Raw genomic sequence first — 15,461 nt, forward strand, 5'->3', positions numbered from 1 at the left:
CTCGGCCTCGTCAACGGCGTCCGACGAGCCTCTTAACGCCCTTTCGTGCCAAGCTGGCCATCCTACGCATCTTCTTGTGCGCCCAATACAACCGGTTGTGCAGCAGAATCCACGGGCGCATCGCTCGCAAGAAACGATCCAGAGTTGGATCATCCTGATACCGGTAGAACATCTTCCGGCTGCGCCGCTTGAGTTGCATGCGCAGCCGCTGGATCAACCGGTTGAACAACGGCAGCGAAGTGCGGGAGGGCGCCACGCGCTTCCTAGGCATCCACTGCTTCCTGCGACGTGCCAAGTAGAGCCGGTATGCCAATCCCTGGCGCCTATGGCGCAGCCCACCGGCCTGAGACTCAATCACCCTCTCCACTTCAATGGGCGAGACATTCAGGGCGCCTTTTCCCGCGGCGACCACGATCCGCTCCAGCAGTTCCGGGTTGCGACAAATCACGATATTCGTGCCCCGATCGTCCTGCGCGTATTCAGGCAGCCAAGCGTCTCCAACGGAGACGTCGGCTGTCTCTGACAAAACGTCATCACAGCAATCGCAGGCGTCCAGCATGAAGAAGTTCAGGCTCCAATTGCCGCCGACAACATCTAAGGAACGAATCTCTCTGGAGAGCGTCTCTTGCCCTTGGCATGTCTTGACCTCGAAGGCATAGTCCCAGGCATTCCTCCCGGGAATGGACTTTCGGAAATCCACCGTCTTGATGGCATCATCGCAAACCCCGCAGGTTCGCGAAAGATACTGAGCGAACTGGCGAGTCTTCAGATGCCCGCAGAACAGACCGATGGTATAGGCGATACGCTTGTTCAAGATTGGATCGGCCAAGCATGCCAATCGGATCGCCTTGACAAAGCAGGGCAAGCCCACAAACACCACTCGCTCTGATCCGGATCGTATCCGTGGGATCACCTGCGACAACTCAACTGGATAGTAGCGGCTCTTGCGGCACTGCTCTATCTCCTCGGCCGTGCGAATAATCTTGTACTCAAACAGGCGGTCCGGCGATGGGCCTGGGCCGACACATACCGCGGCGTCAACAGCCTTGCTCTTGAGAAGATCCTGGACCAGCCATGTTATGATCCCGCCCGACGTTGAGGCCGCTCGCTGCGCCTCGTCAGCTACGGCCCCTGCAAACGATCTGATGAAATATCCCGTCTCGCGACGGTGTTGAATCCCCGGGACACTTCCGAAGAGACGGCGGGCAATCGTGTCCTCGTCTTCGCCTTGATCTCCGAATGGACAAACCGCAAGGCCTTGGAGATTGCGGGCCTGGCTTGGGGCGTCCTTGCCGGATGCACGAGCCGCATAACTGCCGAATGCGTCGCAACCGATCTGCCAATGTTCGGGAAACATCCCGGCACAGAGTCCGCACCCGACGCACGCGTGCGCTTCAACACGGCTCAAGACACTGTCGGCGCTCTTATCAAGACCCATTCTGTGTTCTTTATTTCACGAACGTCATGCGCATCAAATCGGCAGATACGAGCAGTTTAACATATGCACCTGTTTTAAAAGGACCATATTCCAGTCAGGGGATCAGGAAATCATCGGTGCTGGAGGCAGGCTTCTCCGTTCCTGCCAAAGCCCCGCCGTGCCCCGTCGGAAGCCACATGTTGTCCGTTCCGTCGGACGAGATGAGAGGCGAAGTGGTCCACTTGACAGAACTGTCGGAATAAAGAACATTCTGCCCGGCACCGTGGTTGGAGGAATTTGCAGTTGCCGCCTTGCCGCTTGCCTCCATCCTGTAATACGTGGTGCCACCAATAGTCCCCGTGCTGCCTTTGAATGTGGTCAGTGGGTTCTTGTCAGCGCATATGGGGCGCGACTCCCCCATCCGACTCAGGCGGTTCTGGTTTGCGGTAACCTGAGTCTGATGCTGGTAGGAATAGCTGACATTATTATAGGAGGCGAACCCCACCTGCGTCGAAAGCGTAAGCGGATCGGGAACCGCAGTGCTGACGCTGGGACAGACAAACGCTGCTGGGTTGGCATAGTTGAGGGCCTTGACCCCTGTGCCACTGGGAATGTACATCAGCATAAACATCGGACGAGTGCCGTCAAGGATATCCACTGCTGTCGGAGAGTTACTGTAGTAGCCGATCGCGCGCCACCAGATGCTGGTTGAATCCAGGGCTGGAAAATTATCTGCGTTGTCGGCGGCGTATTCGTGGCAGGCTTTGCCGACAGCTTTGAGATTCGACATGCACTTGGCCCGCCGGCTGGACTCCATTACTCCCACGAACACCGGCACGAGGATGGCCACCAGGACGGCCAGGATGGCCATCACCACCAGCAGTTCGATCAGCGTAAAGGCCCGACGGTTCATTGCATCCTCGCTTTCACGTCTCAAGGGACCAGAAAGACATCATCGGCGCTCTGGGGCAGTTCATCCACGGTCAGAGCGCCGGTCAATTTATTGGACGGATCCCAGATGGTGTTGTTGTCCGGGCCGATGGCCACCGATGATGTCCTGCTGACGGAGGTGTCGGCGCGCAGGATGTTCTGCTCGCCGCCGCCGTGATTGGTCGACAGCGCCCCGTGGTTGGCGGTTGTGGGGTCCATCCTGTACCACTTGCCCCCCGCGGCATTGTCGCCGGTCACCGTCCCGTGCGCCGTCAGCGGGCTCTTGTCAGCCAGCACTACCTTATCCTTGCTCGTCAGCAATCCCAGCAGGAACCCCGTCGTGCCGGTCTTGATCTGGTGCTGGTAGGAATATGAGATGTTCCTGTAAGAGTTGAATCCCACCTGGTTGGGCAGGTCCATCGGATCCGGCGAGGCCCCGCTGGCGCCGGGGCAGACGAAGGCCCCTGGCACTGCGTAGTTCACGCTGCGGGCAGCGGCGTTGTCGGGCACCGCCATCAGCATGAACAGCGGGCGAGTCGCATCGGCCACGTCGAGCGTGGCCGGATCGTTGTTATTGTGGCCGATCTTCCCGTAAGCGTTGCCGGGGGCAACAGATTCGATCGAGGGAAAGCGGGATTTGTTCGCATGGGCGAACTGGTGCAGAGCCCCGCCGATGACCCGAAGGTTTGACGCGCATTTGGTCTTGTTGGCCTCACTCATCGAATTGCCGATCACGGGAACCAGGATGCCCACCAGCAAGGCGATAATCGCTATGACGATCAACAACTCGACGAGGGTAAAGGCATGGCGGCGGTTCATCACGTCCATCTCCTGTTGCTGCGTCGGCACTCGGTCCCTGGCAGGCTCCTGCGCGTGGCCCCGTCCGGACATATTGTAACGTCGGCGGGACTGCGTTGCCATATCATCTCTTCCGCCAAGGGATTTCACCGCGGAGGTCGCAGAGACCGCAGAGGTGTTTTGAGCGAAAAGACTTTACAGCGAATTACGCAGGCAGGCCGCGTGGACAGTCTGAGGGCGCAGAAGCTGTTTCAAGGATGGGGCTGTTATGCTTGAAGCCTATTTCGTCTCTGCGGTCTCTGCGAACTCCGCGGTGAACCATCTTGCTTGACAAGGCTCGCCGGCCGTACAATATGCCATCAGCGAGAGCCTTCGGAGCGGGAGGGGGTTACGAAGGTGCATGCCCGCGCCTCAGAAAGGCCTCCAAAGACGCTGGCTGGAGCAGTCCGATGAGCTTTTTGACCTGCCTGAGAACAATCGCGAGGGGATCAGCGAATACTGGCGATTGGTTTTGCGTCACAGCGGTGTCTCAAAAACCAAGTGTCCTGCCGAAAAAGGATTGAAAGGATGGGTTTTGCCATGAAAAAAAGTAGCAGTAAAAACGGCTCGGCATTGCTGATGGTTGTCGGCCTGCTGACCATTCTGGCAATGCTGGGGGGAACCTTCCTGATTGTCGCCTCGACGCATCGCAAGGTCGCCGGAAACGTCATTGCCGCCTCGCCGCTCAACGAAGCCCAGTCCGGAGCGGCCGCCCAGGTCGTGCAGTTGCTCAAGAGCGACCTTTTTCTCGATGCCCTGGGGCCTTACAGCCTGGCCAAGGGAGCCGCCACCGACGACGAATACCTCGCCTGGTATGCCGATACTGCCGTCTCGGATGTACTCAAGCAGCCGCTCAAGGCGGCCTACAACCTCTCCCAGGGAACATACGACGGATATACCCTTGTCGACACCAATGGGGACCTGGTCCCCGACGCGCGGCTGGTTCCCATCCCGAACATGACCAATGAAAACGGTGTGCAGATCTATATTGCCGTAAGCGTAGAGGATCTGGGCTCGAAGCTTAACACCAACACGGCGGGGGAAGTCGGCCTGGCCCTGACGCCCAGCACGCCGGCGGAGGTGTATCTCAAGCAATTCCTCGACTCGGATCTGCGGCCTTACTATACCTCCGTGCATGACGCCCGGCGTGGGACGGCCGCGGCGGACCTGGCGTCATACAGCACGGGCGCGGCGCTCAAGGCCGGCGGTCTGCCCTCCACCACGGCGTACAACCTCTTCACGATGGACGACGAACTGCAGTTGCGATGGCGGGGTTACTGCTCGGGCGCGAAGGTGGGGCGCCTGTACAACGTGCTGCACACCTTCTCCAAGAACGGCGAGCTGACGACCATGTCCCGCTCGCGATCACTGCTGCGCCACCCGACGGCGGCATTGAAGAAACGCCTGTCGCTGTACTCGTGGGACGCCACCGAGAACCTGGTGCTCAACCGGGCGTTGCTGGATGACGACGCCACGCGGACCTGGTTCTACGAGGAGATGAAGAAGGCCTTGGGCGCCAAAGGTGGGGTGGAACCGCAGGAAGTAATCATGGACAATGCCGGTTCAGGCGTGACCTTTACGGGCACGTGGGGCGGTAGCACGACTCTTCCGGGGTACTACGGCACGAACTACAGCTGGGCAAATGCTGGGAGCAATACCGCCTGTTTCACCCCGGGCATGACCGCTGCAGCCAACTACAATGTTTACCTCTGGTGGACAGCGTCGGCAGCCCGCCCGACAAATGCGTCAGTCACCGTCGTGTACAAAGGCGGGACAGATACAAAAACCGTCAACCAAAGAGTCAATGGCTCGCAATGGAATTTGCTTGGAAAGTATGCCTTTGAGGCCGGAACCCTTGGGAATGTCACAATTTCCGCGGCCGGAGCGGATGGCGTCGTCACAGCCGACGCCGTCCGATTTGAACCACTTCCGCCGGATCCCATCCCAATACCGCCTCCGGTCATCATGGACAATACATCAGCAGGCGTTGCCTATGTCGGGACCTGGGCCCTCAGCACGTCCTTGGCTGGATTTTGGGCCACGAATTATGCCTGGTGCGGAGCTGGAAACTATACGGCCACCTTCACTCCTAATATTCCCGTGTCAGGAGAGTATGAAGTATACATGTGGTGGACAGCAAGCAGCAGCCGCCCGACGAATCTGGGAGTAGACGTTAAATACGCTTCCGGTACCGCTTCGCACACGGTAAATCAGCAGACTAATGGAAGCGCTTGGAATCTGCTGGGCACATACCGCATGGACCCAGGCACAGGCAACTCAGTTACCTTGAAGAACGCCGGGATCAATGGAATATCCACAGCCGACGGTGTGAAATTTGTATGTATTTCGACCGAACCAGAATCTGATGGACCCGCCGAGACTGGCATGGTCGACCATTTTGTGGCCAATCTCTGGGCGTACTTGTCGAATCTGGACCCGACGACGCATGCGTTCAAGGTGGGCAAGGCGTACGGGGTCGTGCCGCAGTTGGTCATCAGCGAGGCCTTCGCCCAGACGTATCCCGAGAGCAACCCGGGCGTCGGTGATCACGGATGGGCCTACGCCATCGAGTTGATGAACCCGACCAACCAGAGCATTCCTCTGGGCAACTATGCCTTCTCCAGCGGCACGGCCAGCGAGGTAAGGCTCAGCACCATCGGATGCCCGGCGAACCTGGCGGCCGGGGCGAAGATCGTGCTGTACAGTTTCGGCGGCAAGAAGTTCGAGAACCGATTGCAGGCGGCGACGGCGAATGACGCGGCGCTGTTTGGCGTCTCTGCCAACGTGATGGGATGGAAGCGAGTCGGCGACAGCACGAGCAGTCTGCTGGACTTCGCCCAGGCCAACACCGCCGGCGGGGCGATCAAGCTCTACCGCCTGGTCACCGACAACGGCAACCACGTGATCCCCGTCGACAGCGTCACCGGCGCTGATATCGGTTTCACCATCAAGGACCCCAAGACCGAGACAAGAACCGGCAGCCCTCCCACGCCCTTTGTGGGAATGCGCGACGACAGTTGGGCGACCAATTTCGGCGGCCGCGGGCGCGCCATCGTCGCGGCGATGGAGAAGAAGACCCTCCATTCGCTGGGTCTGGCGGCCGATAACGGCATCACCGACGACAGCATCAACGCCTCGCCGGTGTCCAAGGGCTTCTTCATCCGCAAGGGCGAGACCATCCCGGCGACGCTGGGCGAGGTGCTGGGGCGGTTCATTGTGGGTCCCGAGGCCGAAACCGCCGTCACCGAGTACAAGGACCTGCCGCGGCAGTTGCTGGCGCTGGCGGCGTCGCAGACCCGCGGCAAGCTCGACTACAAGGGCGAAGCCCCCGCGGCGTGGACGAAGGATTATCCCAACATCAACTTCTCCTGCGTGATTCCCGAGCTGCTCCAGATGCTGCCCACGCATGACAGCGTCGCCACGGGCGTCCAGTACGGGTTGATCAACATCAACACCGCCAGCAAGAAGGTGCTCTCGCAACTGCCCTTCCCGCTGACGTTGAAGATGGGCGCCACCGACGTGACGGAGTGGAACAGCAAGCGGGACACGCACATTGCGGCTATCGCCGACGCCATCATCGCCAAGCGCGACGCGACGCCGTACACCACGCCCGGGGCGGTGGCGGCCGATATCGTCGACTACACCCGCACCAAAGTGCTGGGCAGCACTACGGGGCTGGGATATTACGAAGCCCAGAACGCCCTGTGGAACGCCGTCAGCAACTGCGTCACGGTCAGCAGCGACATCTATGCCGTCTACATCCGCGTGCAGTTGGGCAGCGCCGGAACGCAGGGCACCAAGTTCTACGTGGCGATCATCGACCGCAGCAACTGCAAGCTGCCCACGGATCAACCCGCCATCCTGATGACGACGCGGGTGGAATAGCCTTCACGCCCAGGGTTCTAATCCCTGGGCTTACCGCAGGCCCAGACCGTCAGTGCGTCGCGGTACTCCCGGTCGAGGATGATCGTGCGGTTCTCGGCCGCGGACGTGACGGCGGCAAAACTGGCCAGCGTGGAGTTGACGATCTGGTCCAGCGGGATCAGCGCCTCGCCGCCGCTGCCCAGGCGGTTGACGAACGCCGCCACCTGGCGCAGGTGCCCGCGGTCGCTCGACGTCGTTCGCAGCCGCTTGAACGAGGGGAATCCGAAGCCCTCTAGTTCCTTGAAGTCTCGCAGGCGCAGCACGCGCTCGTCGCTGAAAATCTCCAGTTCGTCGCCCAACCAGTCGGCGCTTCCATTGGCGAAAAAGTTCAGCACGGCCGTCGAACCGTCCTCGAAACCCAGGCAGATGGCGGTGCGATCTTCGCGCACCAGCCCTCGCGAGGCCCGCGTCGCCGCCACAGTCTTGATGGGCGCACCGGCCAGCAGCGCCAGCAGATCGATATAGCTGACGGCCTGGCCGATCACGCGACCCCCGCCGCGCACCGGGTCGTGCAGCCAGTGTTCCGGCGGCACATAGCCGGCGTTGACAGTCATGTTCATCGTCAGCGGCTCGCCGCGCCCGATCAGCAGGCGCTGGATCTGGGCGACGTGGCGGCTGAATCGCAGGTTGAAGCCCACCAGCAACTGCCGGTCGCTGTGGCGGTCGGCCGAATGCAGCACCGCCTGCAGATCCGCAAGGTTCGTCGCCAGCGGACGCTCCACCAGCACGTGCTTGCGATTCTCCAGCGACTGGATCACCAGATCGGCGTGGGCATTGTGCCCGGTGGCGATCAGCACGGCGTTGACGTTGGCGTCGCGCATGATCGTCGAGACGTCGGTGACAGCCCGGCCGGCGTTGAACCGCCGCGCGAGCGCTCGGGCGGCATCGAGTTCCAGGTCCGCCACGTGGGCGATCTGCGCCTGCGTGCGGGCCAGGGCCGGCAGCAGAACCTCGCCGGCATGGCGACCCGCCCCGATGACCGCCACCGACGGCTCCACCGCCGATGACGAACGCTGTCGCTGGACGGGTCCAGCCGAACGGGCCTCGCCGGAACCGGGATACTCGACGAGCACCGCCCCGGCCAGACGTGTCAGTTCGGGGTAGTGATCCGCGACGTCCGACAGGGCGATCCGCCGTTCGATCAGCGCCTCGGCGTTCAGACGCCCGCCAGCCATGGCCTCGAGCACGGCCTGGATATCCCGCTGGGCGGACCAGCGGATGAATCCCAGGGGATAATCCCGCCGCCCCAGTTCGTAATCAGCGTCAAAGCGGCCTGGCCCCTGCGTGCCGGCGGCCGTAACCGTCAACTCCTTGCCCTTGACCAACGCCTCTTCACCAACCACGCTGCCCAGGCCCGTCAGGACGACGCGCCCGCCGCGGCGGCATAAGGCGCCAGCGGTCGCCGCAGCGGCGTGCTCAGCGTCGAGGTTGACTATCACCGCATCGGCCCCGCCGCCGGGCAGAGCCGCAGCGATGCGGCGCAGACTCTCGGGATCGTCCAGCGACAGGCTCGTCGCGCCAACCCGGGCCGCCAGCGCCAACCGGTCGGCGTCACTATCGGCGGCCAGCACGTTGCATCCCCCTGCCGCCAGCAACTGCGCCGTCAGCAGCCCGATCAGGTCCAGGCCCAGCACCACTGCGCTTTCGCCCAGCGTGCATTGGGCCAATCGCACCGCGTGCAGCGCGATCGCCGCGGGGATAGCAAAAGCCGCCGCCGCGTCGGAAACGGTCTCGGGGACAACCTGGCAGAGTCGCTGAGGCGCCTGGGCGATCTCGGCGTGCGGGAACAGCCCGGCAACGCGCTGCCCCGGCGCCACGGACCTCACGCCCCGCCCCACCGCCAGCACCACCCCGACGCCGCTGAAGCCCAGCGGCAGCGGAACGTTCATGTGGCGGTAGAGGGTCTCCAGCGTGGGCATGACGCCGCCCGCGGAGGCGGCCTGGAGCGCTTGGTCGATCTGGGCGGCCGACGCCCCGCCGCGAGCCGCCAGGGCGGCGGCACTGCCTTCTGCCAGCGTGCGATCGAACGTACCGGCCACCAGCGTGCGGCGCGTGCGGATCAGCACGCAACCGCTCTGGCACAGCGGGGCCTCGACCTGGCAGCCGCGCACGCCTCCGTTCTGCATGTCCTCAATGATCTGTATCAATATATTACCTCGGAAGTCGCAAAGCCCTTCTCGATAGTATCGGCTGAAAGACGTTGCTGCCAGAGCGGATGTTGGGGGGAAAAAAGTTGAAACTTGGACCATTGCAGGCCACAATGTTTTACCCATGGCAAAAGAGATAACATCGCGCAATCTGACGACCGACCGCGGGTCGATCTCACGCGCCCACCGCGAGGCGCTGCTGGGTCAGCGCGGCTGCGTGGTCTGGTTGACCGGGCTGAGCGGGTCGGGCAAGAGCACCATCGCCCGCGCGCTGGAGGAGGCCCTGACGACGACGGGGCGGCTGGTCTACGTGCTCGACGGCGACAACCTTCGCCAGGGTCTCAACGCCGACCTGGGCTTCTCGCCCCAGGACCGCCACGAGAACGTCCGTCGCGGCGGGCAGGTGGCCGCCCTGCTGGCCGACGCGGGCGTCATCACGATCACCGCCTTCATCTCACCCTATCGCAAGGGACGCCGCGAGGCGCGACAGGCCGCCCCGCACGCACGATTTGTCGAAGTCTACGTCGAGGCTCCCATCGAACTGTGCCGACGCCGCGACCCCAAGGGGCTATACCGCAAGGCCAAACAGGGCAAGATTCCGGACATGACGGGCATAGCCGCGGCAGCGCCTTATGAGGCGCCGCGCACGCCCGAAGTCGTTCTCCACACCGCCCGATACACCGCCGCCCAATGCGCTCAGCGCCTGCTGGCGTATCTGCGCCGACGCAAGATGATTCCCGCCGGTCCCACCCCGGCCAAGAAGCAAAGGTCCTCCCGTGCCGTATAACCTGACACACCTGGCGCAACTGGAAGCCGAGAGCATCCACATTTTCCGCGAGGTCGTGGCCGAGTGCCGCAACCCGGTGATGCTCTATTCGGTCGGCAAAGATTCCTCGGTGCTGGTCCGCCTGGCACAGAAGGCCTTCGCCCCCGGGCCGATCCCCTTCCCGCTGCTGCACGTGGACACGACGTTCAAGTTTCGCCAGATGGTCGAGTTCCGCGACGCCTTCACCGCCGACATCGGGGCCAAGCTGCTGGTACATATCAACACCAAGGCCCTGGAAGAGATCGGCCCGTACGAAAAATGGACCTGCTCGCTCTGCTCGAACCTGCTCAAGACCCAGGCGCTGGTGGAGGCGCTGAAGAAGTACGATTTCGATGCGGCCTTCGGCGGCGCGCGACGCGACGAGGAAAAATCCCGCGCCAAGGAACGCATCTTCTCCTTCCGCGACGAGTTCATGCAGTGGGACCCCAAGAACCAGCGCCCCGAGCTGTGGAACCTCTACAACACGCGATGCGCCCGCACGGAATCGTTCCGCGTCTTCCCGCTGTCGAACTGGACCGAACTGGACATCTGGAACTACATCTTCGTCGAGAACATTCCCATCGTGCCGCTGTACTTCGCCAAACCGCGGCCGGTCATCCGCCGCAACGGCATGCTGCTGCTGGCCGGCGAGCTCAACAAGCCCCTGCCCGGCGAGAGCGTCGAGACCCTCAACGTGCGGTTCCGAACGCTCGGCTGCCAGCTTTGCACCGGGGCCGTCGCCAGCGACGCCGACACGCTGGAGAAGATCATCGAAGAGACGATGGTGGCGCGCACCTCCGAGCGGCAGAACCGCGCCGTCGACCAGGAAAGCGGCAGCGCTTCGATGGAAGAGAAGAAGCGCGAAGGGTATTTCTGAGACTCAAAAGACGCTAAACCGCAAGCGGGTATTCCATGGACGTTAAAACATTATTGCATCAAAACGAAACTAAGGACATGCTGCGGTTGGTGACCGCCGGAAGCGTCGATGACGGCAAAAGCACCCTCATCGGGCGGTTGCTGTACGAGTCCAAGGGCATTTTCGAAGACCAGCTCTCGGCCGTGCGCAGCGCGTCTGAGCTGGGCGGCTCGGCCGGGGGCGAGTTGGACCTGGCGCTGGTGACCGACGGGCTCAAGTCCGAGCGCGAGCAGGGCATCACCATCGACGTGGCGTACCGCTACTTCGCCACTCCGCGGCGCAAGTTCATCATCGCCGACACGCCCGGGCACGAGCAGTACACTCGCAACATGGCCACCGGCGCCTCGACGGCCAATCTGGTGATCATTTTGATCGACGCCGAACACGGCGTGGTGACGCAGTCGAAGCGTCACGCGTTCATCGCGGCGCTGCTGGGCATTCCGCACTTCGTGGTGGCGATCAACAAGATGGACCTGGTGGGCTACTCGCAGGACGTCTACCGCAAGATCGTCACCGAGTTCACGGAGTTCGCCGCCAAGCTCGAGGTCAGCGACCTGACGTTCATTCCCGTCAGCGCCCTCAAGGGCGACAACGTCGTCGAGCCCAGCGTAAACATGCCCTGGTATAAGGGCTCAGCGCTGCTCAACCACCTCGAGACGGTGCATATCGCCTCCGACCGAAACCTGATCGACCTGCGATTTCCCGTGCAGTACGCCCTGCGCCCCGACCGCACGTTCCGCGGGTTCCTGGGCACGGTGGCCTCGGGCACGGTCAAACCCGGCGAGGAGATCATGGTCCTGCCCTCGGGCGTGCGCACGCGCGTCAAGTCCGTCTTCGGCCCCGGCGGCGTCGAGTTGGCCGAGGCGTTCCCGCCCCTGTCGGTCGGCCTGACGCTCCAGGACGAAGTGGACGTCGGGCGGGGCTCCATGATCGTCCACGTGCATAACGTCCCGCACGTCGACCGCACGATTGACGCCATGGTCGTCTGGATGAGCGATCAGCCGATGACCCCGGGCAAGCCCTACACCATCAAGCACACCACGCGCCTCGTCGGCGGGACAGTGAGCGAGCTGCGATACCGCGTCGACGTCAACACGCTCCACCGCAGCGACGCGGCCGAGCTGCGACTCAACGAGATCGGGCGCTGTCTGATCACGCTGGCCCAGCCGGTGGCCTTCGACGCCTACAACCGCAACCGCGCCACCGGGGCGTTCATCATCATCGACCGCGTGACCAACAGCACCGTCGGGGCGGGCATGATCCTCGACCGCCTGCCCAACGAGTTGCTCGTCAACGAACAGAAGAAAGTCTCCGCCCCCGTCAGCACGCACGTGCAGACCCACGCCAGCCTGGTTTCTCCCGCCGAGCGAGCCGAAAAGCTCCAGCATCAGCCCGCCACCCTCTGGCTGACCGGTCTGACCGGCGCCGGCAAGACCACCACCGCCTACGCGCTGGAGCGCCGGCTCTTCGAGGCGGGGGCGGCCTGCGTGGTGATCGACGGCGAGAACGCGCGGATGGGCTTCAGCAAGGATCTGGGTTTCTCGGCCGACGACCGCAACGAGAACGTCCGCCGCACAGCCGAGATCGCCCGCCTGCTCAACGACAGCGGCCTGATCGTGATCGCGGCGCTGCTGTCGCCGTATGCGAGCATGCGCGAGACGGCCCGAACGATCATCGGCCCGGAGCGCTTCCTGGAGGTGTTCCTCTCGGCCCCCAAGGACATCTGCCGCCAGCGCAGCCCCGAGCACCTGTACGACCTGGCCGAAGCCGGCGAGGTCAAACAGTTCTCCGGCGTCAGCGCCCCCTACGAAGCCCCCGACGCGGCGGACTTGACCCTGCGAACCGACCAACTCGCCACCGACCAGTGCGTCAAGCAGATCGTGGCCATGCTGAAATCCAAAGGCGTGCTGAACAAGTAGTGTTTGGGTGCCATGGCGGCCGTTATTCAGCCGCCATGCCTTCAGGAAGCATTACCCGTGCGGGGGACGAAAAAGTGCCCCCTATGGCAACTAGTTTATATTGGATGCCAAAGTTGTCCTGTCTCGTTAAGCAACATACAATGCCTCCACGAGTATGTAATAGGGACTGAACTGACTTGTCTGGCGGTCTCAGCAGGGAGCGACAATGCAGGATTGGGGCACAACAACATGCCGCTGCAAGTGTGGCAAAGTCTTTGAACGACCCTCAAGCAAGGCTGGGACGTTGTTCAGTTGCAGCGCATGTGGACGCGTTCACAAAACCCCGGGAATTGGACGTCAATTGCAGGCCACAGCGGCCCAACTTGAAATCATACACCGTGCCGTCCAAAGGCATCGCCTCGCACTCAGGATAGCGCTGCCGCTGTTCGTTATCCTGGTCGCAACGATCGTCTTCAACGCTATGCTGGCTCCTGGGACAACTTTCCAGGGACCACTACTGCTTGCGGTCAGTCTCTTGGGGGTGGCAAACAGCATAGCCATTATCTTCCTCCTATTATCTGAGCTGCAAGCAATGAGTTGCTTGGGCTATGACAAGGGTACATCATTCCTTTTGTTCTTGTTTGTTTGGCCAATCTGGCTGGTGCGATCAGCGATCGGCGGTCTGGTACTCCGTTCTTCCTTGAAAAGGCTTAATGCAGCCGGCGCGCGGCAGCCCACTATCAAGGCCGCGCCCGCTGACGAAGTCGGTACCGCCGCTCAGAAAGCCCTTACTGGTACTGCCTCTTGAGCCGTTGGTGCGCTTTGACGATTTGCGGCTGAATTTTCACCGAAGCTACTCCTCCCTGTTACCGTCAGCTCGTGGCTCCACTTCCCGTCGAACTATTCGATAACGTCGAATAGTTGCCCTTGGCACCAGTTCCTTTTCATTGTAACTAGCCTCAGTATTCCCGCTTCCAACCGGTCACTTGCGCGGTTTGAGCGTGCAGGTGTCGATGAGTTTCCCGTCCAGGTCGACGGCTTTCATCTCCAGATGGTCGCGTTTGACTTCGAAGAGCACGTAGTGATTTGCGCCGCTGATGGCCTTGGAGCCTTCGACTTCCTTCGTCCGCAGCGGCCAGCCCAGTCCGCCGGCCTTGCCGGTGATGATCGTGGGCACGCCCTTGCCCGCCGGCGGGACGACGCGCTGGTAGCAGCGGTGGATGTTGCCGATGGCGGCTGTCACGTTGTACTTGACCAGCAGCGGGTCGATCTTTTCGGCGGTGTACTTTGTGCCGTCCTCGTACCATCGCGTGAAGCTCGTGGGCGAGCAGCCGGTCACGTGCGAGTTGAGCACCAGCACGTAATCTTCCTTGGCGTCTTTGAGGACATCCTCGAGCCACTTGAGCCCCGCGCCGCTGGAGTCGTGCGACTGGCCGAAGGTTTCAACGGCCACGAACCGCACGTTGCCGACGGCGACGGTCCAGTTGGCCCAGTCGGCGTCGTCGGGGGGAAAATAGAACGAGCGGCTGAAAGTCGCCGGCGACATCATCTCGGTAATGTTGACCGTGGCAAACAGCGGAATGCTCGCAAACGTCGGCTGCGTGATCCGGAAGAAATCGCTGGTCCACATCGCGTCGACGTTGGGGCAGTTCTGGTAGTTGCCCGTGTGGATGAAGACATCCGGGCTCACCTGGCGCACCTTGGCCATGAAGGCCTCGAACTCCTGCGGGTGGTGGCCGTAGATCATCGTCCCGCCGCCGAGCATGAAGCGGAACCCCACGCCGGTTTTGGGCGTGCGGGCCTCGTACGGTCCGTACTGCTTCGACGCCCCGCCGGCGGAGACGGTGACGGAGTACTTGAACGCTCGCGTGCCTTTGGGCAGCGGGGCCTTAGCCTTGAGCTGGATGAACGGCCCGAGGGTCTGGGTGACCGTGGGCCCCGGCGGATCGGTCGGCGTGACGGCGATGGTGAACTGCGAGGGGATGATCGCCCGGCAGGCCAGGCCGAAGTAGTCCTCGCCGATCATGCCCAGCACGGGCAGGCGATCGAGCACGGCCCGGTCGGGCGGGATAGTCTCCAGCTCCAGGTCGCACGCGACCGCCCCGGCGGGGTAGTTCTTGTGCCAGAAATTGCCCGCCAGTTCGAGCGTGTTGACGCCCTTCTTCAAATCGCCCGCCTCGACGCGCAGGTAGCGGTAGAGCGTGTTTTCATCGTGGTCCAGTTTCGTCTTCTTGCCGTTGAGGACGATCCGGGTCTCCAGCAGCGTCGGGCTGGAGCCGACGTTGTAGCGGTCGACGCTTTCGGCGTTGCTGAGGGCGAAGCTTCCGGCGGGGTTGACGCAGCGAATCTTCAGCAGGCCGATTTTGCCCGGATCGTCGATGGTGAACTCGCACTTGGCCGCGTCGCGGCGATTGGGGTCCGGCGCATGCATCCCGGTGATCGTCGGCGCCGTGCGGCTGTACGTCTGGCCGCCGTCGGTGCTGTAACGCCACTGGGACGGCAAGACGGTTCCTGCCGTGATGTCATCGCCAGCAAGGGCCGCGCCCGCGGTCAGCAGCAATATGCACAAAGCCAAGCGTTTCACGCC

At 62.4% G+C, this 15,461-nt stretch carries 9 protein-coding genes; 4 read left to right on the forward strand and 5 right to left on the reverse strand.

What is annotated here, in order from left to right; translation table 11 throughout:
• Positions 1 to 10: 10 nt before the first annotated feature.
• From ABFD92_04635 to ABFD92_04645, 3 genes are all read right to left on the reverse strand, one after another.
• On the reverse strand, positions 11 to 1,438 hold the full coding sequence (locus ABFD92_04635; GenBank protein ID MEN6503805.1) for a Coenzyme F420 hydrogenase/dehydrogenase, beta subunit C-terminal domain: 1,428 nt from the start codon (positions 1,436 to 1,438) through the stop codon (positions 11 to 13).
• A gap of 94 nt (positions 1,439 to 1,532) precedes the next feature.
• On the reverse strand, positions 1,533 to 2,330 hold the full coding sequence (locus ABFD92_04640) for a type II secretion system protein (protein MEN6503806.1): 798 nt from the start codon (positions 2,328 to 2,330) through the stop codon (positions 1,533 to 1,535).
• A 20-nt stretch (positions 2,331 to 2,350) separates the two neighbouring features.
• Positions 2,351 to 3,196 (reverse strand): type II secretion system protein, encoded by an 846-nt coding sequence (locus tag ABFD92_04645; GenBank protein ID MEN6503807.1) that lies wholly within the window; start codon positions 3,194 to 3,196, stop codon positions 2,351 to 2,353.
• A 528-nt stretch (positions 3,197 to 3,724) separates the two neighbouring features.
• Here ABFD92_04645 and ABFD92_04650 point away from each other — a divergent pair.
• On the forward strand, positions 3,725 to 7,069 hold the full coding sequence (locus ABFD92_04650; protein ID MEN6503808.1) for a hypothetical protein: 3,345 nt from the start codon (positions 3,725 to 3,727) through the stop codon (positions 7,067 to 7,069).
• 17 nt (positions 7,070 to 7,086) lie between these two features.
• Here ABFD92_04650 and ABFD92_04655 read toward each other — a convergent pair whose 3' ends face one another.
• Positions 7,087 to 9,234, reverse strand: coding sequence for a bi-domain-containing oxidoreductase (locus ABFD92_04655; protein MEN6503809.1), 2,148 nt, complete (start codon positions 9,232 to 9,234; stop codon positions 7,087 to 7,089).
• Between the two features lie 145 nt (positions 9,235 to 9,379).
• Between ABFD92_04655 and cysC the strand changes: the two genes are divergently transcribed.
• Genes cysC through cysN form a run of 3 tightly spaced genes read left to right on the forward strand, consistent with a single transcriptional unit; the run spans position 9,380 to position 12,895 of the window.
• On the forward strand, positions 9,380 to 10,042 hold the full coding sequence (gene cysC / locus ABFD92_04660) for an adenylyl-sulfate kinase (GenBank protein ID MEN6503810.1): 663 nt from the start codon (positions 9,380 to 9,382) through the stop codon (positions 10,040 to 10,042).
• Positions 10,032 to 10,937 carry a sulfate adenylyltransferase subunit CysD gene (gene cysD / locus ABFD92_04665; protein ID MEN6503811.1) on the forward strand — a complete coding sequence of 302 codons (906 nt, stop codon included), beginning with the start codon at positions 10,032 to 10,034 and terminating at the stop codon, positions 10,935 to 10,937. Before cysC ends, cysD begins: the two co-directional genes overlap by 11 nt.
• Positions 10,938 to 10,972: 35 nt before the next feature.
• On the forward strand, positions 10,973 to 12,895 hold the full coding sequence (gene cysN, locus ABFD92_04670) for a sulfate adenylyltransferase subunit CysN (protein ID MEN6503812.1): 1,923 nt from the start codon (positions 10,973 to 10,975) through the stop codon (positions 12,893 to 12,895).
• 961 nt (positions 12,896 to 13,856) lie between these two features.
• Here the strand turns inward: cysN and ABFD92_04675 are convergent.
• The gene (locus ABFD92_04675; GenBank protein MEN6503813.1) at positions 13,857 to 15,458 is read right to left on the reverse strand and encodes a hypothetical protein; all 1,602 of its coding nucleotides are present in this window, start codon (positions 15,456 to 15,458) and stop codon (positions 13,857 to 13,859) included.
• Positions 15,459 to 15,461 lie beyond the last annotated feature (3 nt).

Source organism: Planctomycetaceae bacterium (assembly GCA_039680605.1).
Classification (GTDB): domain Bacteria; phylum Planctomycetota; class Phycisphaerae; order SM23-33; family SM23-33; genus JAJFUU01.

Bases quoted from the DNA above. Each gene is read 5' to 3' on its own strand.
- ABFD92_04655 (MEN6503809.1), bottom strand. From the start codon at position 9,234: ATGCAGAACGGAGGCGTGCGCGGCTGCCAGGTCGAGGCCCCGCTGTGC.
- ABFD92_04635 (MEN6503805.1), bottom strand. From the start codon at position 1,438: ATGGGTCTTGATAAGAGCGCCGACAGTGTCTTGAGCCGTGTTGAAGCG.
- ABFD92_04640 (MEN6503806.1), bottom strand. From the start codon at position 2,330: ATGAACCGTCGGGCCTTTACGCTGATCGAACTGCTGGTGGTGATGGCC.
- cysC (MEN6503810.1), top strand. From the start codon at position 9,380: ATGGCAAAAGAGATAACATCGCGCAATCTGACGACCGACCGCGGGTCG.
- ABFD92_04650 (MEN6503808.1), top strand. From the start codon at position 3,725: ATGAAAAAAAGTAGCAGTAAAAACGGCTCGGCATTGCTGATGGTTGTC.
- cysN (MEN6503812.1), top strand. From the start codon at position 10,973: ATGGACGTTAAAACATTATTGCATCAAAACGAAACTAAGGACATGCTG.